This is a genomic window from Azospirillum sp. B21 (assembly GCF_008364825.1).
In the GTDB taxonomy this organism is placed as follows: Bacteria; Pseudomonadota; Alphaproteobacteria; order Azospirillales; family Azospirillaceae; genus Azospirillum.
Window position 1 is genome coordinate 1 of the sequence record NZ_VTTO01000028.1, and the last position, 19,162, is coordinate 19,162.

Below are 19,162 nucleotides of genomic sequence, written 5' to 3' on the forward strand. Positions count from 1 at the left end.
AAGATGGCCTGATGGGCGTTGGCGGGCTGCTGCAGCCGCCTTCTTGGTCTCGATCAAGTTAATGTGACGATGCCGGCGGGGGGCATCTGGCTGCTCTGGTACTTGGGCTTCAACCTGTCGGTCGCGGTGGGCGTCGGCTTCATCGCGCTGGCGGGCGTGGCCGTGGAGACGGCCATCGTCATGCTCGTGTACCTGAACCTCGCGCTGAGGCGGCGCCGGACCGAGGCCGCGGCCGCGGGGCGGCCGATGACGGCCCGCGACATCGAGGACGCCGTCGTCGAGGGCGCCCTGCTGCGGCTGCGGCCCAAGGTGATGACGGTGGCGACCATCTTCGCGGGCCTGTTCCCGATCATGGTCGGCGAGGGCACCGGCTCCGAGGTCATGCGACGCATCGCCACCCCGATGGTCGGCGGCATGGCGAGCACGACGGCCCTGACGCTCATCGTCATCCCGGCCGTCTACCTGGTTTGGCAACGGTTCCTCCTGCGGAACCAGGCCGTTGCCACGGCGGACGACGTCCGCGCGTTGGGTTCCGCACATCCCGCAGAGTGAAGGAAAGCATCATGAAGACATTCCACCCCGTCATCGCCGCGGCCGTCGCGATGCTCCTGGCCGGACCGGCCCTGGCGCAGATGGACATGTCCGGCCAGGGCAAGCCGCAGGGCGGCGGCATGGACCACGGCTCCATGTCCATGGCCAAGCCCGCCGACAAGGGCGCTATGGGCTCGGGCACCGTCAAGAAGGTCGACGCGGCCAAGCGCACGGTGAACCTGAGCCACGGCCCCATCCCGGCCATCAACTGGCCCGCCATGACCATGGACTTCCCGGTCGCGCCCGAGGTCGACCTCAGCGGCGTGAAGGCGGGCCAATCCGTCGAGTTCACCTTGGCCGGGGCCGGGGGCAACTACACGGTCACGAGCCTCAGGCCCAGCAAGTGAAGCTCGGCTGGCCCAGGCGGCCGCTCCCGGCCCTCCGGTCCTTCGGGAGACCAGGGCAGCCGCCTGGGCTAGGGTAGGGATGAATGGGGGGTGGTCAGCGGTTGGGCTCCGGCCGCCGACGCGGCGTCCGCTCCGGCAACCGTCGCGGCCCCCTCGGCAGGCGAACCCAATCGTCACCTGGACCGGCCGTCGGCCTCTGGCGCGGCTTGGTCGTGACGGAGGACACCGTGAAGGCATTCGTTCCCGTGCGCCGCCTCCCAGCCCGCTCGGCCCTGGACGCCGAGCCGCGGATGGGGATCACGGAGGCAGTCGACCAAGGCGCCTCCGACCACGCCTCACATGCCGGATGGCTGGCGGCCCTCCGGCGCTACCTGGCCATCGTCGCCATCGGGAACCTGGCGTGGGAGCTCCTCCATATGCCGCTCTACACGCTCTGGGAGACCGGGACGGCGGGCGAGATCGTGTTCGCCGCCGTCCATTGCACCGGCGGCGACGTCCTGATCGCACTGGCCTCCCTGGTGGCGGCCCTGCTCCTGGCGGGGAGCCGTCGCTGGCCCCGGCGGCGGTTCTCGGTCGTGGCCGCCCTGACCGTCGCGTTCGGGCTCGGCTACACCGCCTTCAGCGAGTGGCTGAACATCGGGGTCCGGGGGACCTGGGCCTATTCCGACCTGATGCCGGCGCTGCCCTGGCTGGAAACCGGCTTGTCGCCGGTGGCGCAGTGGATGGTCATCCCGGCCCTGGCGTTCCGGTCGATCCGGCCGCCCCGGGCGTCGGAACCCTTGGACGAAAATCTTTGACCTTCCAACCACTGGAGGGTGGAGCCTGGAACCAATCGACCCGGAGTCCCACCGGGCAGGCGTTCGCCCCGGGGGCCGAAGACGCTGCCGGACGGCGCGAGCGCAAGGAAATGGAGGACGACCATGGCTGACCTGCATCGCGGCCACGCGCATCACCGCCACGATCCTCACGGACACGGTGACGGCCCGAAGGTGACGGATCCCGTCTGCGGGATGGCCGTCGATCCGACGAGGTCCACGCACCGCGCCGTCCACGACGGGCAGACCTTCCACTTCTGCTCGGCCCGCTGCCACGACCGATTCGTCGCCGATCCCGAGCGCTACCTGGCCCCGGCCGCCAAGCCAGCGGCCCCCGGGCATGCGGACCGGGAGTCGCCGCAGAAGGGCGTCATCTACACCTGCCCGATGCACCCCGAGATCCGGCAGGAGGGGCCGGGCACCTGCCCGATCTGCGGCATGGCGCTCGAGCCGGTGACCGCAGGCGTCGAGGGCGAGCCGAACCCCGAGCTCGCGGACATGACCCGCCGGTTCTGGATCGGCACGGCCCTCGCCGTGCCCCTCGTCATCCTCGAGATGGCCGCCCACATCCCCGGCCTCGGACTGCACGGCGTCCTCTCGCCCCGCACCTCCGTGTGGGCCCAGTTCCTGCTGGCCACCCCGGTGGTGCTGTGGGCGGGCTGGCCGCTGCTCGAGCGCGGCTGGCGGTCCTTCGTCACCCGCCGCCTGAACATGTTCTCGCTGATCGCGCTCGGCGTCGGCGCCGCCTACCTGTTCAGCCTCGTGGCCACCGTCCTGCCGGGCCTCTTCCCGGCCGGGTTCCGCGACGCGGAGGGGCTGGTCGCCGTCTACTACGAGGCGGCCGCGGTCATCACCGTGCTGGTCCTGCTCGGGCAGGTCCTGGAGCTCCGGGCCCGTGAGCGCACCGGCGGCGCCATCAAGGCGTTGCTGAACCTGACGCCCAAGACCGCCCGGCGCGTCCGCGACGGCGCCGACGACGAAGAGATCGCGTTGGACCGGGTCCAGGTGGGCGACCGGCTCCGCGTCAGGCCCGGCGAGGGTGTGCCGGTCGACGGGCGGGTTCTGGAGGGCCGTAGCGCCGTCGACGAGTCCATGGTCACCGGCGAGTCCCTGCCCGTCGAGAAGGAACCCGGCGCCACGGTGATCGGGGGCACCATCAACCAGACCGGTGCGCTGATCGTGGTTGCGGAGAAGGTTGGCTCGGACACCATGCTGTCGCGCATCGTGACCATGGTGGCCGAGGCGCAGCGGTCGAGGGCGCCGATCCAGCGACTCGCCGACCTCGTGTCGGCGTGGTTCGTCCCCTCCGTCATCGTCGTCGCCGTGCTGGCGTTCGTCGGCTGGATGATCTGGGGGCCGTCGCCGGGCTTCGCCTACGCGCTCATCGCGGCCGTGTCGGTCCTCATCATCGCGTGCCCCTGCGCCCTGGGTCTGGCGACGCCGATGTCGATCATGGTGGGCGTCGGCAAGGGGGCGACCGCGGGTGTGCTGATCAAGAACGCCGAGGCGCTGGAGCGCTTCGAGACGGTCGACACCCTGGTCGTCGACAAGACCGGCACCCTCACCGAGGGCAAGCCCCGCGTGGTCGGCGTGACCCCCGCGCCCGGTTTCGATGAGGCGACCGTCCTGTCGCTGGCGGCGAGCCTGGAGCGGTCGAGCGAGCATCCCCTGGCGGCCGCCATCGTCGCCTCCGCACGCGAGCGCGGTCTGTCGGTCGAGGATGTGGCCGAGTTCGGCTCGGTGACCGGCAAGGGCGTGGCGGGCAGGGTGAACGGGCGCACGGTGGTCCTCGGCAACGCCGCCATGATGCGGGAGCGGGGGATCGCCCTGGGCAGCCTGGAAGCCCAGGCGGACGACCTCCGGCGCGACGGCGCCACGGCCCTGTTCGCCGCCCTGGACGGCAAGCCCGGCGGTGTCATCGCGGTCGCGGACCCGATCAAGGCCAGCACCCCGGATGCGCTCAAGACGCTCCGCGAGCATGGCATCCACATCGTGATGCTGACCGGCGACAACCGGACCACGGCCGAGGCCGTCGCGCGGAAGCTGGGCATCGACGCGGTCGAGGCCGAGGTCCTGCCCGAGGACAAGAACCGGGTGGTCAAGCGCCTGAGGGCCGAGGGCCGGGTGGTGGCGATGGCAGGCGACGGGGTCAACGACGCCCCGGCCCTGGCCGAGGCGGACATCGGTGTCGCCATGGGAACGGGCACGGACGTCGCCATCCAGAGCGCGGGGGTCACCCTGGTCAAGGGCGATCTCGCGGGCATCGCGCGGGCGCGCGCGCTGAGCCGGGCGACGATGCGCAACATCCGGCAGAACCTGTTCCTCGCCTTCGTCTACAACGCGATCGGCGTCCCGATCGCCGCGGGCGTGCTCTACCCGCTGTTCGGCTGGACGTTGAGCCCCATCATCGCTGCCGCCGCGATGGCCCTGAGCTCGGTCAGCGTGATCGGGAATGCGCTTCGCCTTCGGACCCTTCGGCTGTGAGCGGCGGGCCGCCGCTCACGCCCCTCGTCGGATTGCAGCAACCAGGACGGATGCCATGATGCACAATATGGAAGGGATGGGATGGATGATGGGAGCCATGGGAATCGTCTGGCTCCTGGTCCTTGTCTTCCTGATCCTCGGAATTGCCGCTTTCGTGAAATACTTGCGGTCGGGGCGATGAGACGCCCTTCTCCGTCGCACCACGTGCAACGGCAGCGCCCTTGGCCGAACCTGAACATCGAGCTATATTAGACCCGTCATGCAGGTCGTTCGCCGCATCCTCTCCGTCGTGTTCATCCTGGTCTTCGCGCTCGGGACGACGGCGCTGGCCGCCCAGGTGCCGATGAGGGGCACGATGGGAAGTCCGGTGGCGACCCTGGGCATGGGCGTCGCCAGTTCCCCCGCCTGCCCGGACTGCGGCGACAACGACCAGGGCATGATGACCATGGCGGCGTGCCACGGCGGCGTCTGCGTCATCCCCTCCATGCTGCCTCCCGAGGCGCCGCACCCGCCTTCGATGCCCGTGGCCTCCCCGGTCCCCCATGACCCGGCGCTCGGGTGGGGCGAGACCCCGCATCCGGAGCCGTACCCTCCGAAGTCCACCCTGCGCATCTGATCCGCGCCCGCCAACCGTCGGCGGCGCCGCGGTGATCGCCTGATCGGGTCGCGACCACGCGGCCAATCCGGCTGACCCAGACGCCCGGAGTTGGTCCGGGCGCGTCGGGAAGGCCACCGATGCGAGGGCAACCATGCCCCTGATTTCCCTGCCCCGGCCCGCGCCGGGGCACCTTGCCACCCGCGGGAACGAGCTCGGCCGCCTCCCGCCCGCTGCGTCTGCGCGACCTTTCCCCGGCCCGCGCCGGGAGCTTGCCCCGCTGGATGACGGCGGGCGTGGGCGGCGGCTGAGCCGACCACGGCCCGTCTCAGATCAGCTTTCCGGATCCATGGAGAAAACGATGAAATTCATGTCCCGCACCCTTCTGCCGGTCGTGGCCCTCGCGGCGTCGGTCTCGCTCGCCCAGGCCCAGACCCAACCGGATCACCAGGCCCACCACGTGGCGGGCCAAGGCGCAACCCAAGCCGCTCCAACGGCTTCGTCTGACCAGTCCCACGGCAGCATGCAGGGCATGACGGGTCCGGGCGACACGATGCGCATGATGCCCATGATGCAAGGGATGATGGGACAGCGGAACGCGCAGTCCGACACCGACGCGATCTCCTGTCCGATGATGGCCACGGGCGGCATGGGGTCGATGGGCAGCATGGGCATGCCCTTCGAGCACGTTGAGGGCCGGATCGCCTTCCTCAAGGCCGAGCTCGGCATCACCGACGCCCAGACCAAGGAATGGAAGGCTTTCGCCGACGCCCTGCGGACGAACGCCGAGGTCCACCGCTCCATGCACGGGCAGATGATGAAGGGTGAGACGTCAGCATCCCTGACCGAGCGCCTCGCGCAACGGGAAAGGGCGCTGTCGGTCCGGTTGGAGGCCACGAAGAGGCTCAACGCCGCCGCGACCCCGCTCTTCGCCGCGCTGTCGGAGGAGCAGAGGAAGGCCGCCGAAGACCTGCTCGGCGGCTCGCTGGGCATGATGTGATCCACACCGGATGGAGAACGGATGGAGAAAGGAACCCAACATGGATGGACAAACTCGGCGGATGCCTTGGTGGCGCAGCTGGCCTGTTCTCGGCGGCCTCGGCCTCCTCGCCCTTGCAGCCGTATCCCTGTCGGTGACCTATCCGGGTCACTTGGCCGCGGCCCTGCCTTATCTGGGCCTTCTGGCCTGCCCGCTGATGCACCTGGTCATGTGCTCCGGCATGAAAAAGGGAAGCTCCTGCGACAAACCGGGCGACCAGAAGCAGTGTGATGGCGTCTCGGGGCGCCCATGCCGGGCGCCCCACCCGAGCGGCCGAGGAGGTTGTCGCGGCAAGTCGCCCGAGGCCAGGAGCCGCGGACGGTTTCCGCCTGCACCGATGCCGAACAGCGGAGGCGAAGAATGCGGAGCCGGAGCCTGGAAAGGCAGATCCTCAATGCGTTCAAGAGGGCCATGGATGAGGGCCAACACGATGCTGCCGAACATCTCCTGCGCGCCCTCGAGGCTCTCGCGTCGGATGGGGTGCTCGGTTCACCCTTGGGCGAGGCATACGCATGCCTTGCTCGACATGGCTCTCGTCCCGGTCCTCGGCGCCAAAATCATTGAGAACGCCGGAGTTGCGAACACGGGGCGACAAACCTGTTGGCCTGCCCCCCTGACGAGCTCATATTGAAACCATGGCCTGCCTGCGCCGTATCCTGTCCGTCCTGCTGATCCTGGGCCTCGCGCTCGGGACGACGGCGCAGGCTGCCCAGGTGGGCATGATGGCGGGCACACAGGAGACGGCCGCGGCCGCCATGGACGGCGGCATGGCGGGCTGCGAGGGCTGCGCTTCCGGCCAGGAGACCGGCAAGGGCATGGACATGGCGGGCTGCCACGGAGGCATCTGCATCGTCCTGCCCGGTCTTCTGCCGGACTCTCCCGACAGCCCCTCCGTCGCGCCTGGCGCCTTCGCCGCCGCGTCGCCGACGGTCGCGGACGGCTTGTCGCCGCCGCCTGACCACCGGCCTCCGATACCCTCATCCCTTGCCTGAGACGCGCGCCGACGCACGTCGTGCGCCCGATGTACCTGCCTAACCGGCGGGGCCAAGCTGGCTACCCGCCGTCAGGCCCAGTTCGAGGGATTGAATGCTACCGAACCCGTTTGCCCGGCCGATCGATCGACGGCAGCTGCTGCTCCTTGCAGGCGGCGCCATCGCCGCGGCGGGCTTCGCCCCCGCCATCCTCCGCCCGGCACAGGCCGCGGAGCCGACCCACACGCTGACTCCCGGTCCCGGGCGGGCCCGGATGGTCGGCGCCGAGTACCCCGAGACGACGGTCTGGGCCTACGACGGCCGGGTGCCCGGCCCTGAGATCCGCGTCCGCCAGGGCGACCGGCTGCGGGTCGCCGTGACCAACCGGCTGGCCGAGGAGACCACCGTCCACTGGCACGGCGTCCGCGTGCCGAACGCCATGGACGGTGTGCCGCACATGCCGCGGCCGCCCATCGCCCCCGGCGAGACCTTCACCTACGAGTTCGACGCCGTGGATGCGGGCACCTTCTGGTACCACCCGCACATCCGCAGCCACGAGCAGGTCGGCCGCGGCTTGGCCGGGGCGCTCATCGTGGAGGAGCGCGAGCCGATCCGGGTCGATCGCGACGTCACTTGGATGCTCGGCGACTGGCGGCTGAAGAACGATGCCTCCATCAGCGACGACTTCGGCAACATGATGGACCTGAGCCACAACGGCCGGGTCGGCAACACCGTCACCATCAACGGCCGCGTGCTCGACGAGGTGCCGGTGCGGGCGGGCGAGCGGATCCGGCTGCGCCTCGTCAACGCCGCCAACGCCCGCATCTTCGGCCTCCGGCTCCAGGGCCTTCGGCCGCAGGTCGTCGCCATCGACGGGCACCCGGTCGAGCCGCATGAGCCCGCCGATGGCCGCGTGGTACTGGCCCCCGCCATGCGCATCGACCTCGTCATCGACATGATCGGCGCTCCCAGTGACCGGGTCACCGTCGTCGACGACTTCTACAGGGGTCTTGCCTATCGGCTCGTCGACTTGGCCTACGGGGCCGAGCGGCTTCGCGACCGGCCGCTCGAGGCCCCCATCGGCCTTCCGGCCAACCCGGTGCCCGAGCCGGACCTCTCCGGGGCTGTCCGTCACGAGGTAACCCTGGGCGGCGGCATGATGGGCATGATGGCCGGGGCCATGGTGGACGGGAAAATGACCGACATGCGCACGATGATGCGCAGCGGCATGGCCTGGGCCATCAACGGTGTCGCCGCCAGCGGTCCCGACGGCCACGGAGGAGGCCACGTCATGGATCCCATCTTCACGCTCGAGCGAGGCCGGACCTGCGTCATCGCCATGGCCAACGACACGGCGTGGCATCATCCCATGCACCTGCACGGGCACACCTTCCGGGTGCTGTCCAGGAACAGTCAGCCGACCCGCTTCCGCGAGTGGCAGGACACCGTCCTGCTGGCGCCCAGGGAGCGCGTCGAGGTCGCCTTCGTCGCCGACAACCCCGGCGACTGGATGTTCCATTGCCACATCCTCGAGCACCAGGTCGCCGGGATGATGAGCACCATCCGCGTCACCTGACCCGAGCCCGATTCCGAGGAACACGACCATGCGCATCCTCAAGACCATCGCCCTGTCGCTGGTGCTGCTGACCCCGGCGACCGCCTTCGCCGAGCAGGCCATCCTGTACAAGAACCCTCAGTGTGGCTGCTGCGAGGGCCACGCGGAGCACTTGCGCGCCAACGGCATCGACGGGACGTCCGTCGCCACCCACGACCTTGCGTTCAAGCGCCAGGAGCAGGGCGTGCCGATGGAACTCGTTGGCTGCCACATGATGCTGATTGACGGCTACGTGGTCGAGGGTCACGTCTCCGCGGCGATCATCAAGCGGCTGCTGGCCGAGCGCCCGGCCGTCAAGGGCATCTCGCTGCCCGGCATGCCGATCGGTTCGCCGGGGATGGAGGGCCCGCGGACCGAGCCGCTCGTCGTCTACACCTTCGGCGGCCGGGGCGAGCCGCAGGTGTTCGCGGTCGAATGACGCGCCGCCGGACAATCGCCTGGACGGGGGGCGCCGCGCTGGCGCTCCTCGTCGCCGGGGGCGTGGCAGCCTGGACCCTGACGTCCAAGGGCAGCCGGGCCGACCCGACCGACGCCACCCAGGTGGCGCTCGGCAAGGCCGTTTACGCCGAGAACTGCGCGTCCTGCCACGGCGTCAACCTCAAGGGCCAGCCGGACTGGCAGAGCCGCAAGCCGGACGGTCGCATGCCAGCACCGCCGCACGACGTTTCGGGGCACACGTGGCATCACCCCGACGAGGTGCTCTTCAGCATCATCAAGGAGGGCATCGAGAAGCACGCCCCGCCCAGGTACGAGAGCGACATGCCCGCGTTCGGGGGCACGCTCACCGATGATGAGATCTGGGCCGTTCTGGCCTACATCGCGAGCCGCTGGCCCGAGGACATCCGGGCCCGGTGGTCGATGATGGCGCAGTAATCCAAGAAGTGACCAAGGGTCGATGTCGATCCCGCCATGAGAACGAAAGCACCATGAACAAGCACTTCGCCGCCGCGACGGCAGCACTCCTTATCCTCGGCACCGGCAGCGTTGCCCATACCCACTCCCTGTCCGAGGTCGAACACAACATCTCGAGCAAGGACAAGTACGTCGAGGTCGTGAACCGCCCAGCCCCCGACTTCAGGTTGATCGACACCGAGGGACGCACAGTGTCCTTGGATGATCTCAAGGGTAAGGTCGTGGTCCTGTGGTTCGTCTACACCAGCTGCCCTGACGTCTGCCCGCTGCACACCAAGGCCGTGGCAGCCGTGCAGGAGCAGGTCAACGCGACCCCGATGAAGGACAGGGTGAAGTTCGTCACGATCTCCACGGACCCCGCACGGGACACCGCCAAGGTCCGCAGGGATTTCGCTGCGGCGCATGGCCTTGACCCGATGAACTCGATGTTCCTGAGCAGCGGCGCCGAGGGGTCCATGGCCACCCGGGAACTTGCGGAACAGTACGGCCTGAAGTTCACATCGATGCCGGACGGGATGCAGATGCACGGTGCTGTTATGCACCTTATTGACCGCGAGGGCAACCTGCGCGCCCGGTACCACGGTATGAAGTTCGACCCGACCAATGCCATCATCCACATAAATGCGTTGACCAACGATGGCTTAATCAAAGAACATTCCCATCAAAGTCCCAGTCACCGGCGCGACTTAACCGTCTGGGAGCGTATTAGGTCCATGTTCTGGTCGGATCAGGTGACGTCGTCTAATGAGTAGGCGCTCACCAACAGAGATGAAATAGCTACTTTTTCTCTGTCGGTGAGCTGAGCGGGGTGGAGGTGCAGGAATAACGCAGCAGGCACAGGCGGCCGAGCCGCTGCTCGGGACAGGCAAGCGTCTCAAATGATAGGAGCCCTTGCCTCCGATCTCAGGTCTGTCTCAAAGAATACGGTCCCAGTCTCAGCTAAACTGGACCGGCCTCCATCGTATGTCTCAGAGAGTTTGGTCTCAAAATTGGTTAGTATCTCGGGTCCGACTATCGATGATCTCGGGCCACTACAGCTATGCACCGCGAACTCAAACGCCCGGGCGTCACGCTGATGATCCTGTGGGAGGAGTACCGTGCCGCTCATCCCGACGGCTACGGCTACAGCCGCTTCTGCGAGTTGTACCGGGAGTTCGAGGCGCGGCTCGCCCCCAGCATGCGTCAGCCCCACCTGGCCGGCGACAAGGTCTTCGTCGACTACTCCGGCAAGACGCTGCCCATCCGCGATCCCGCCACCGGCGCCGTGCGGCCCGCCCAGCTCTTCATCGCCGTGCTGGGCGCCTCCAACTACACCTACGCCGAGGCGACCTGGACCCAGACCCTGCCCGATTGGATCGGGGCGCATGTCCGCATGTTCGAGGACCTCGGCGGTTGCCCGCGCCTGATCGTGCCGGACAACCTGAAAAGCGGCGTCCTCAAGGCTTCCTTTTACGACCCGGAGCTCAACCGCAGTTACGCCCACATGGCGCACGCCTACAGCGTCGGCATCCTGCCGGCGCGTCCGCGTCGTCCACGTGACAAGGCCAAGGTGGAAGCCGGTGTGCGCATCGCCCAGTACTTCATCCTCGGCCGGCTGCGCAATCTGCCGTTCTTCTCCCTGGCCGAAGCCAATGGCGCGATAGACCGGGTGCTGGAGGACCTCAACACACGGCCCCAGCGCCGCCTCGGGCTCAGCCGCAGGGAGTTGTTCGAACAGCTTGATCGGCCGGCGCTGCGGCCGCTGCCCGACACGCCCTACGAATACGCGGAGTGGAAGCTCGTGCGCGTCGGCCCCGACTACCATGTCGAGGTCGCCGGCTTCTATTACTCGGTACCGGCGACGCTGATCCGCCAACAGATCGACGCACGCCTCACCGCCACCACGGTGGAGTTCTTTCACCGCGGCCAACGGATCGCCGCCCATGCCCGCCGGCACGGCGGCGAGCGCCACAGCACCGTGCCCGAGCACATGCCGGCAGCACACCGCCGCTACGCCGAGTGGAGCCCCGAGCGTTTCGAGCGGGACGCCGGCGACCTTGGCCCCAATACTGTGGCGTTGATCCGCGCCATCCTCGCCAGCCGGCCGCACCCGGAACAGGGCTTCCGCACCTGCCGTGGCGTGCTGAAGCTGTTTCGCGGCCCCAACCGGGCCCGCGCTGAGGCGGTGAGTGCCCGGGCGCTGGAGATCGGCGCCACCACTGCCGACAGCATCGCCTCGATCCTACGCAACAACCTGGACCGGGTTCGCTCCACCGCCCGCCCTGAGGCGCCGGCGCTGGACCACGCCAACATCCGCGGCTCGCGGTACTTTCATTAGGAGCCCACCATGCTTTCCCATCCCACCTTCGACCAGCTCAGCGACCTGGGGCTGCACGGCATGGCCAAGGCGCTGCGCGAGATGCAGGCCAACCGCGAGGCCGGCACGCTCAGCCATGAGGAATGGCTGGGTGTGCTGCTCGATCACGAGGTGACGCTGCGGCGGCAGAAACGTTTCGAAGCACGCGCCAAGAGCGCCCGGCTGCGCCATCCCGCTGTGATCGAGGATGTTGATTTCCGGGCGCCGCGTGGGCTGGACCGCGCGCTGTTCCAGAAGCTGGCGACCTGCCGATGGATCCACGACCACCAGAACGTGATCATCACCGGGCCGACCGGCATCGGCAAATCCTGGCTGGCCTGCGCGCTTGGCCACCGTGCCTGCCGCGAAAACCTATCAGTACTCTACCAGCGGATGCCCCGGCTGTTCGAGACCCTGGCCCTGGCACATGGCGACGGCCGTTACGCCCGCCTGATGCGTGGCTTCGCCCGCGTGCGACTTCTCATCTTGGACGACTGGGGACCAGAGCCGCTGAACGCAGAGCAGCGCCGCGACCTGCTCGAGATCGTAGAGGACCGCTACAACGCCGGCTCTCTGCTGATCACCAGCCAAATCCCCACGGACCGCTGGCACGAACTCATTGGGGATCCGACTCTCGGGGACGCGATCTTGGACCGCATTCTTCACAACGCCTACCGCATCGACCTCACCGGAGACTCAATGCGCAAGCCGCGACGCCAGCCAGCCCTGGCCGACGGAGAGTGACGAGACCGCCGGGCGCCCCCGGAGCTCCACAGGCACCTCCCAGGCAAGCCGGCCGCTCTCCAGCGTGATGAGGCGCGCTCGCGACCGGCTTGCCCGGGGCCCTCCTATGGATTCCGGGGACGCCCTCCACCTCGACATGATCATGGCGGCTTGACCCGACGCCATGCTCATGCGACACGAAAAACGCCTCGCGGGGATACGCCACCCCGGCCGCTTTCCTTCGGAACGCTGGCCGGCTTCAGTTCGGAACGGTGGCCGCCTTCAAATCGGAATACCCGGCCGGCTTCATCGGAATCTGCAGAGGGGTCCCGGTTCATCGCCGACGAGATCGGCGACGAACTGGACCGGGGTGACGGCCGGCCCAACCTGACATTCAACGTCGATTACCTGGCGACCACGACACCTACGGTGATCGTGGGCGAGCGGGAGATGCAGGAGACCCAGGCGTCGGTGCAGGCATTCCTGTCCGCACCCTGAGCCTCCAGACGGCCCTTCATCACCCCTCCCGGTGGGGAGGGGCCGTCCTTCCGCGAAGCCACACCGTCCAACTGAGACCGTGGCGCAAGGAATGCCCTCAGCGCCGGACGGTCCACGGCGGAAGGCGGTGGAACAGCGCAGTGCACGCGAGCGCGAGAGTGAGCGGGTATACGACCGGTTTGCCGTCGCCGCGGCGGCCGGAGCGATAATGCTTGATGGACTCGACAGACAATCTCAGCGCCGCCGCGGCCTCCTCGCGCGTTTCGAAGCCCATGGCGTCCATCCAGTCATTGAATGCCTCGGGCGTCATGGCGCCCCAGTCATGGCCGGCGTCGGGGCGGGAATCCGGCGGCGTGCTGCTCATAACGTCCTGATCCTCGATCTGCCCGGCTGCGCGCCGGTCTGCGCAACAGGTTTACGCCGCTGCTTTGAGATCGACAACGCGCGAACGCAGTTCCGCTTTCGTCGGCCGCACCGCACGGCTGATGTGGAGCGCATAGACCGCCACAGCTCTCCAGTACACGGCTAGGGGGCCTTTCTTGCTGGTCCAAGACTTCTCGGCGCGCACCTTCGCGTCCAGATACAGGTCGCGGAGGACATCGGCGAGGGCAAGCCGGAGTTCGGGCTGCAGCGTGAGCAGCCTGGCGACAGCCGGCAGGGCGAGAACAGGATTTCGAACTTCGGGGCGCGAGCTACGGTCCATGGTCAGGTCCTTGTTCGTGTTCGACGGAGAGGGAGGTGGTGGCAGCGCACAGCGTTCTTTAGGCGGCGATCTGCAGCCGGCGGCGCGGCGGCGAGTTTGCCGTTACCAGCACTCGGGCCATTTCCGGGCACACGCTGTTGCCAATCCGGGCGATCTGCTGTTCCTGGGTCAGCCTGCGACCGTCGGAAGTGCGGTCAATGACGTACTCCGGGGGGAAGCCCTGGATGAGCTTCAGCTCTTGCGGCACCAGCATCCTCATCGACAAGTCGACGATCTGGAACCACTCGCCCTTCACGCGGCAGAGGCCCAAAAGGTGCGGCAGTTCGGTCGCGGGGCCTACATAGCCAAGTTGGGCAGCGAGCGCGGTCAAGAAGGCGTCTGGTTCCGCCGGCGGTAGTTTGCGCAGGCCGCGCGTGCTCTTCCAATCGACGCGCTCCAGGAACCGCCGCACGGCCCGAATTTGCTCATGCAGTCGCTTGGGGAAAGCAGTCAGGAGAGCGTCCTCGAAAGGAACGCTTACGTCGTCTAAGGCCGTGCCAACTGGCTCCAGTCTGGTCTGGACGAGGCCCTGGTGCATTCCGGACGCCAGAACAGCCGGAGCCGACCTATCAAGGGCCCGGCCGTCCTTGCACGTACCCTTGAGCACCACAAGGTGAGCGCCCTGCCGCCCGTGCGGATCGCGGGTTGCGGGGGTCGCGGCGGCCCCCTCCCGCCCCTGTCCGACACTCGGGGCATGGAGCTTGTGGATGGTCGCGGTCACCGGCTGCTGGTGGCTGCCCGTTGTGGTGATGGTGGAGGCGGGGGCCAGCAAGCTGTGCCCAATCTCGCCCGTGTTGTGCTGGGCCAGATAGGCGACGCTGCCAGTGTCTGCGCCCGACAGTGGGTGCGCGTGGCTGGTGAGAAGAGCACTTTCGTTCTTGGTGACGATTGTCGGGTGCGGCACACGTGGATCCCGAACCTTGATGGAGCGGCTGCCGCGCTGGGTGATCTGCGTTGTGGCCGCAAGCACAAGCCCATGGGCATCGCGGGCTGCGGTGATGGTCTTGGCCGGCTCGGTCGAAGCGAAACCCCGGAACCCCTTGCCTGCATGGTTGAGCGTGGCGACGAACGGCTCGTAACCCTCGCGCATCGACGATGCGATCATGAAGCGGTGCGCACCATGGGCCAAGCGGTCCAAGGTGGCGGGCGCGAGCGGCTTCGTCCGACCGAAGATGCTCTTGGAGGGCAAGGAGAAGTCAATGCAGGTGGACACCGGGGTGTAGGGCTTCAACAAGCCCGTGCGAACCTCGTCAGAACGTGGGTCGCCATGGGTCGGCGTCGGCCAAGCGACTGGGACGCCATCGCGGCGTGCGACGATAAACAGGCGGGTCCTAATGGTCGGGACACCAAAGTGATGGGCGGCCAGGCAGCGGAACTCGAGATGGTACCCGAGCCGCTCCAACTCCGTCCGCCATTGTCGGAAGTAGAGCCCTTTCAGTGCTTCAGCCGGCGCGCTTTGGCTGTCCGGTGGAACCCCGGAGCCGTCAGGGAACGGATAGAGGATCGGCTCGTCCTCGGTGGGGCCTGCGGTTAGCATCTCCGGAACATTCTCAACGTAAATAACTTTCGGACGTTGCCAACCCGGAAGGCGCGCCCATCTAATAACAACCCACATCAATCCCCTGATTTTTGGACTTCTCAGAGCCTTGCCTGAGGCTCTCGACCAATGGCGACAGTCCGGCGATGCCCAGAGATTTCGTATGCTGCGGCCTCTACATGCGATTACTGGATCGACCTCAAACACGTCGCTATGAAAATGTTCGGTGCGAGGATGATTGACTTCGTGCATGGCGATTGCAGCGGCATCATGATTCACCGCCAGATCGACGGGCTTGCCAAGGGCCTGCTCCATTCCCTCCGATGCGCCGCCGCCACCGGCAAACAGGTCAACGTCCAACTCATCGTCCGCCGTCGACTTCAAGGACAACGAAAACTGCGCGGCAGGACTCTCCGCCCGTCCCATTGAGCGACGCGCCTCATTACGGCGGCGCGCGCGGGAACGAGCTGGCATGTGCGGAACGGAAATGGGACGGGGGTGAACGGACATCGCCATGGACATGACCTCAGCACTATGGGCGAAGCGGGTAATTTTTACCCTCCTGCTCCCATATAGCTGTTGCCTCTCTCCTCTGGCAAGGGTAATTTGTACCCACGCCGAGCAGGCCGGAAAGGCTGGCTCGAACACAAAGAGGCAAGAAAGATGGCCGCTTCCTCTCAGATCGCTTCCAAGACCGCATCTCCCACTGCCGGGGAAAAATTACCCGCAACCGTCATCCAGGTTCGTGGCGTGCCGCTGCGTGTTGCTGACCAAGCACTGCACGCCGTCCGCTTCGGCTATTGCCCGGTCTCATCGACTGGCTACCGGTCGCACTATTGCCAGCCGCTACCGTCGCCCACCGCGCTGGAGGAAATCGCCCAGGAGGCGGACAGGCAGCGTGCTTCGGCACTCCGGCGGCTTCGGGAAGCAAAGGCGGGATCGCCGAAAGGACGCACCCCGGACCAGCGGTTTTCGGATTTCATCATGTTTGAGGGCGCGATCTCAGCTGCCGTCAACCAAGCCTACCTCGCGCCGCCGTCGGACCAGGACAAGCTGTTGCGGGAGATTGCAACCACGACCGAGGCTTTGGCGCCTTTCATGGTAACGGGCCATGCCAAGCCGCTCAATCCCGGTTCGCACTGGACCCCCGAGCTGCTGATCGAACGCGCGCAGGCTTACCACCGCCTTTGTGCTTTGACGTGCCGCCTACTTGCCCGCCTGTGCCAGCGTGGAAGGGCCATCGACATCGCCGCCTGGGGCGCCTTCGTCGATGCGCTTCCTCGCGGCCCTGGCTTCTCGATGCTCCCTCCGACCGTGCTGTTGAAGCTGCTGGGCCGGGACGGCTCCGAGAAGGCAGGAACCAGTGGCAACGCGGTTGAGGTGTGTGGCGCATCCGCTCCGCATGCGGTCGATGACATCGAGGAGCAGCACTGTGAACCGGAGCCCCGCGTCGCGCCTGCAGAGCTGGTGGCCGCCAATGCGGCGCCGGTTTGGACGGTCGACAAGCGTGGTCAGCTGTCCATGTTCTGAGAAACCGTGCGAAGTGCCGGAACACGAGCGGAGGGGCGGGTAGATCGAACGGCGGCGGTGTCGGGTGCGACTGAGCCGACGGCTGGCGCGGCGATCGTCACCAACCACACCAGGGCCGCATAGCCTTTGATGGGCGAGAGATGATCCATCTCGGTCGAGAACTCGCATTGGAACGTGGTCGGCGGAGGCGCCGATTGGGTCGAGGCAATCAAGGTGCGCACCAAGCGCCCTCATTGTCTGGCCGTGACAATGCTTATACTTAAGCGATCAACTGTGTCTCATAATTTGCAATCATGATCGAGATGCAGATTTTCTTTCTTGTGCGCTCTGTACGATATGGTAGGATCGTCTCATCAAACCACTGACTGATGCCGCCGCCATGACTGCGCTCTTCTCAACAGACAAGCTGCTGGATGCCAAGTTCTCCTCTGAGACCGTCGAGAAGATCGCCGCAGCTTATCGTGCGGTGCGCGATCTCATCGAAAAGGATGTTCCTCTCGCCGTTGCGGTCAGCTTCGGGAAGGACAGCACGGCAATGCGCACCATCGCGCTGCTGGCCCACCATGATGCGGTGCGCGAGAACCCGCTGCGCCACCCCTTGACCGTTCAGACCGCAGACACCGGCATCGAGAACCCTGTCATTCATCAGCACGTCCAGAGCCAGATTTCGTTGCTGGAACGCTACGCCCGTCGACACGCGATCCCTCTGCGGATACGCGTTGGGCGTCCCACCCTGGCCTCGTCGTGGATGACTGCCGTGATCGGGATGCGCAAAGTGCCCACGTTTTCGAATTCGGCAAGCCGAGACTGCAGAGTAGAGCTAAAGGCCCGCCCGAACCTGCGCGAACTGCGCAAGCTGGTGCCTGAGCTGAAGGCTGAATACGAGGCGATGCTTCGGACTGCGGAGCCGGGCGACTTCTTCCGCATCTCCGAGCTTGCTGCGTCCCTGGACCGGGAGAGCGTGGTGACCCTCTTGGGCACCCGCTTCTCAGAGTCTACCAGCCGAGCCGGCCGGATGGATCGCAGGGGCGACGCGGCCCGCGCCATTACCGTCACCGCGGACGGTCAGCGGACGCTGCCACTGATCGCCGACTTCGACACGGATGAGGTATGGGAATGCCTTGCCCTGGCTGGGGAGGGGCGGGCGCTGGAAGCCTATGCACCGAACTTCGACCAGACCCGTGACCTCTATCGCGCGGCCACCGGCGAATGCCCGGTGGTCTCATCCGGTAAGTCTGCCGCCTCCGCCTGTGGAAGCCGATTTGGCTGCGCGCTTTGCACCGTATCGGGCAGCAGCGACAAGAGCATGACCATCATGCTCCGAGACCCGAAGTATGCCTGGATGCAGCCGCTCAATGATCTGCGCGACTTCCTCGTGGAGACCCAGTACGACCTCGACCGTCGGCGTTGGACGGCCAGAACCACGGACCCGGTTACCGGCCACGTTCGGATCCAAGCCGACGTTTACTCCCCAGCCATGGTCCAGGAGCTGCTGGGTATCTGCCTGACGATCGACGCCCGCGAGAAGGAACGGGCCGCCGCCTTGGACGAGGACCTCTGGGCCTATTACGCTGGTGAGGCCGTGTCGTGGTCCGACCCCTATATGCGCGCGACGGCAGCCGCTGGGACGCCTGACATCGCCTGGGCGACGCGTATGGCAAAGCCGCAGTTCCAACTCGTAAACCCTGAGCAGGTGCTGGCAATCGACTTCATGTGGGCACGTTACGGCGCCTCCGTCCCCTTTGAGGCTCTGCACATCTGGCGCGACGTGACCAAGCGGGGGGTTCGCTTTGAGATCCCCAAGATCGAGGTTCAGCCGAACCGGCGCGATCTCCGTATGCCGGAGCCGCGCTGGGTCGCGCTTCCCGCGAATGAACGGATGTTGCACCCGCTCTACGACCCGCTGACCACGTTCTACTATGAGCGCCCAGGCCGGGACGTGCCTGCGGTCACCGCGCAAACGTGTGTCGAACACCAGGAGGAGGAGACCTTCTCGGTTGACGGCGAATCCGCTCATATGATTTTCGAGTTCGAGGCTGACCGCCTGCTCGATGTCTACTACAACGGACGCTTCGAGCCGACGGTGGCGGTACAGTTCTACCTACGCTTCGGCACCATTGCACTCGCCGCCGGACGGCTGCAGGAACTGGCGAACACGGTGGACCACGCCCAGCGTCTTACTGACGCAGGCCTCGGCCCAGGCACGCCGGCCGCGGAGTTGCTCGCCCGCTCGATTTCCGATGGTGAGCACAATCGGCTGAAGGCTGCCACCATGATCCCTGCGAGGGTGGTGCCGGCGCCACGGCGGCAAGCCAATATGCCGATCGGGCAAGGCGACCTCTTCGCCTCCCTAGCCGCCTGAGGTACAACTATCGAAGGTCGAACGGCACAGCCACACCAGCGAAAGGCGGCGGAAATCGCCGTCTTT

19 protein-coding genes are annotated in these 19,162 nt (G+C 66.9%); 16 read left to right on the top strand and 3 right to left on the bottom strand.

Annotated features, from left to right (window positions below; all coding sequences use genetic code 11):
* Positions 1 to 69 precede the first annotated feature (69 nt).
* From FZ983_RS31645 to FZ983_RS31715, 14 genes are all read left to right on the top strand, one after another.
* Complete coding sequence (locus tag FZ983_RS31645) at positions 70 to 552, top strand: efflux RND transporter permease subunit (protein WP_149228747.1); 483 nt, start codon at positions 70 to 72, stop codon at positions 550 to 552.
* A gap of 11 nt (positions 553 to 563) precedes the next feature.
* Positions 564 to 938 (top strand): copper-binding protein, encoded by a 375-nt coding sequence (locus FZ983_RS31650; RefSeq protein WP_149228660.1) that lies wholly within the window; start codon positions 564 to 566, stop codon positions 936 to 938.
* 227 nt (positions 939 to 1,165) lie between these two features.
* Entirely contained in the window at positions 1,166 to 1,735 is a 570-nt protein-coding gene (locus tag FZ983_RS31655; RefSeq protein ID WP_247884064.1) for a hypothetical protein, read from the top strand.
* 123 nt (positions 1,736 to 1,858) lie between these two features.
* Positions 1,859 to 4,237 carry a heavy metal translocating P-type ATPase gene (locus FZ983_RS31660; protein ID WP_149228662.1) on the top strand — a complete coding sequence of 793 codons (2,379 nt, stop codon included), beginning with the start codon at positions 1,859 to 1,861 and terminating at the stop codon, positions 4,235 to 4,237.
* A 259-nt stretch (positions 4,238 to 4,496) separates the two neighbouring features.
* Positions 4,497 to 4,853, top strand: coding sequence for a hypothetical protein (locus FZ983_RS31665; RefSeq protein ID WP_149228664.1), 357 nt, complete (start codon positions 4,497 to 4,499; stop codon positions 4,851 to 4,853).
* A gap of 340 nt (positions 4,854 to 5,193) precedes the next feature.
* The gene (locus tag FZ983_RS31670) at positions 5,194 to 5,832 is read left to right on the top strand and encodes a Spy/CpxP family protein refolding chaperone (RefSeq protein WP_149228666.1); all 639 of its coding nucleotides are present in this window, start codon (positions 5,194 to 5,196) and stop codon (positions 5,830 to 5,832) included.
* Between the two features lie 674 nt (positions 5,833 to 6,506).
* Entirely contained in the window at positions 6,507 to 6,863 is a 357-nt protein-coding gene (locus FZ983_RS31680) for a hypothetical protein (protein WP_149228669.1), read from the top strand.
* A 94-nt stretch (positions 6,864 to 6,957) separates the two neighbouring features.
* Positions 6,958 to 8,418: a multicopper oxidase family protein gene (locus tag FZ983_RS31685; protein ID WP_149228671.1), complete on the top strand. Its 1,461-nt coding sequence runs from the start codon at positions 6,958 to 6,960 to the stop codon at positions 8,416 to 8,418.
* 28 nt (positions 8,419 to 8,446) lie between these two features.
* Entirely contained in the window at positions 8,447 to 8,875 is a 429-nt protein-coding gene (locus FZ983_RS31690; protein ID WP_149228673.1) for a DUF411 domain-containing protein, read from the top strand.
* Entirely contained in the window at positions 8,872 to 9,330 is a 459-nt protein-coding gene (locus FZ983_RS31695; RefSeq protein ID WP_149228675.1) for a cytochrome c, read from the top strand. Before FZ983_RS31690 ends, FZ983_RS31695 begins: the two co-directional genes overlap by 4 nt.
* 53 nt (positions 9,331 to 9,383) lie before the next feature.
* Complete coding sequence (locus FZ983_RS31700) at positions 9,384 to 10,121, top strand: SCO family protein (RefSeq protein ID WP_149228677.1); 738 nt, start codon at positions 9,384 to 9,386, stop codon at positions 10,119 to 10,121.
* A 287-nt stretch (positions 10,122 to 10,408) separates the two neighbouring features.
* Positions 10,409 to 11,686: an IS21 family transposase gene (istA, locus tag FZ983_RS31705; protein ID WP_149228679.1), complete on the top strand. Its 1,278-nt coding sequence runs from the start codon at positions 10,409 to 10,411 to the stop codon at positions 11,684 to 11,686.
* Between the two features lie 9 nt (positions 11,687 to 11,695).
* Entirely contained in the window at positions 11,696 to 12,448 is a 753-nt protein-coding gene (gene istB / locus FZ983_RS31710) for an IS21-like element helper ATPase IstB (RefSeq protein ID WP_149228681.1), read from the top strand.
* Positions 12,449 to 12,598: 150 nt separating this feature from the next.
* Positions 12,599 to 12,925, top strand: coding sequence for a hypothetical protein (locus FZ983_RS31715; protein ID WP_149228683.1), 327 nt, complete (start codon positions 12,599 to 12,601; stop codon positions 12,923 to 12,925).
* Positions 12,926 to 13,022: 97 nt separating this feature from the next.
* On the opposite strand, the gene FZ983_RS31720 is transcribed toward FZ983_RS31715, so the two are convergent.
* From FZ983_RS31720 to FZ983_RS31730, 3 genes are read right to left on the bottom strand one after another with little or no spacing between them, the layout of a single operon-like run.
* Positions 13,023 to 13,289: an XRE family transcriptional regulator gene (locus FZ983_RS31720; RefSeq protein ID WP_109155062.1), complete on the bottom strand. Its 267-nt coding sequence runs from the start codon at positions 13,287 to 13,289 to the stop codon at positions 13,023 to 13,025.
* Between the two features lie 51 nt (positions 13,290 to 13,340).
* Complete coding sequence (locus FZ983_RS31725) at positions 13,341 to 13,628, bottom strand: hypothetical protein (RefSeq protein WP_149228685.1); 288 nt, start codon at positions 13,626 to 13,628, stop codon at positions 13,341 to 13,343.
* 58 nt (positions 13,629 to 13,686) lie between these two features.
* Positions 13,687 to 15,564 carry a DNA cytosine methyltransferase gene (locus FZ983_RS31730; RefSeq protein WP_188092595.1) on the bottom strand — a complete coding sequence of 626 codons (1,878 nt, stop codon included), beginning with the start codon at positions 15,562 to 15,564 and terminating at the stop codon, positions 13,687 to 13,689.
* A 303-nt stretch (positions 15,565 to 15,867) separates the two neighbouring features.
* Here FZ983_RS31730 and FZ983_RS31735 point away from each other — a divergent pair, with 303 nt between their 5' ends.
* Positions 15,868 to 16,734 carry a hypothetical protein gene (locus tag FZ983_RS31735; RefSeq protein WP_149228689.1) on the top strand — a complete coding sequence of 289 codons (867 nt, stop codon included), beginning with the start codon at positions 15,868 to 15,870 and terminating at the stop codon, positions 16,732 to 16,734.
* Positions 16,735 to 17,113: 379 nt separating this feature from the next.
* Entirely contained in the window at positions 17,114 to 19,096 is a 1,983-nt protein-coding gene (locus FZ983_RS31740; protein WP_149228691.1) for a hypothetical protein, read from the top strand.
* Positions 19,097 to 19,162: the final 66 nt, after the last annotated feature.

Excerpts from the sequence above, each read along its gene's own strand:
- FZ983_RS31740 (WP_149228691.1), top strand. The coding sequence starts at position 17,114 with ATGACTGCGCTCTTCTCAACAGACAAGCTGCTGGATGCCAAGTTCTCC.
- FZ983_RS31650 (WP_149228660.1), top strand. The coding sequence starts at position 564 with ATGAAGACATTCCACCCCGTCATCGCCGCGGCCGTCGCGATGCTCCTG.
- FZ983_RS31645 (WP_149228747.1), top strand. The coding sequence starts at position 70 with ATGCCGGCGGGGGGCATCTGGCTGCTCTGGTACTTGGGCTTCAACCTG.
- FZ983_RS31700 (WP_149228677.1), top strand. The coding sequence starts at position 9,384 with ATGAACAAGCACTTCGCCGCCGCGACGGCAGCACTCCTTATCCTCGGC.
- FZ983_RS31660 (WP_149228662.1), top strand. The coding sequence starts at position 1,859 with ATGGCTGACCTGCATCGCGGCCACGCGCATCACCGCCACGATCCTCAC.
- FZ983_RS31670 (WP_149228666.1), top strand. The coding sequence starts at position 5,194 with ATGAAATTCATGTCCCGCACCCTTCTGCCGGTCGTGGCCCTCGCGGCG.
- FZ983_RS31690 (WP_149228673.1), top strand. The coding sequence starts at position 8,447 with ATGCGCATCCTCAAGACCATCGCCCTGTCGCTGGTGCTGCTGACCCCG.
- FZ983_RS31720 (WP_109155062.1), bottom strand. The coding sequence starts at position 13,289 with ATGAGCAGCACGCCGCCGGATTCCCGCCCCGACGCCGGCCATGACTGG.
- FZ983_RS31725 (WP_149228685.1), bottom strand. The coding sequence starts at position 13,628 with ATGGACCGTAGCTCGCGCCCCGAAGTTCGAAATCCTGTTCTCGCCCTG.
- FZ983_RS31685 (WP_149228671.1), top strand. The coding sequence starts at position 6,958 with ATGCTACCGAACCCGTTTGCCCGGCCGATCGATCGACGGCAGCTGCTG.
- FZ983_RS31680 (WP_149228669.1), top strand. The coding sequence starts at position 6,507 with ATGGCCTGCCTGCGCCGTATCCTGTCCGTCCTGCTGATCCTGGGCCTC.
- FZ983_RS31695 (WP_149228675.1), top strand. The coding sequence starts at position 8,872 with ATGACGCGCCGCCGGACAATCGCCTGGACGGGGGGCGCCGCGCTGGCG.
- istA (WP_149228679.1), top strand. The coding sequence starts at position 10,409 with ATGCACCGCGAACTCAAACGCCCGGGCGTCACGCTGATGATCCTGTGG.
- FZ983_RS31735 (WP_149228689.1), top strand. The coding sequence starts at position 15,868 with ATGGCCGCTTCCTCTCAGATCGCTTCCAAGACCGCATCTCCCACTGCC.
- istB (WP_149228681.1), top strand. The coding sequence starts at position 11,696 with ATGCTTTCCCATCCCACCTTCGACCAGCTCAGCGACCTGGGGCTGCAC.
- FZ983_RS31665 (WP_149228664.1), top strand. The coding sequence starts at position 4,497 with ATGCAGGTCGTTCGCCGCATCCTCTCCGTCGTGTTCATCCTGGTCTTC.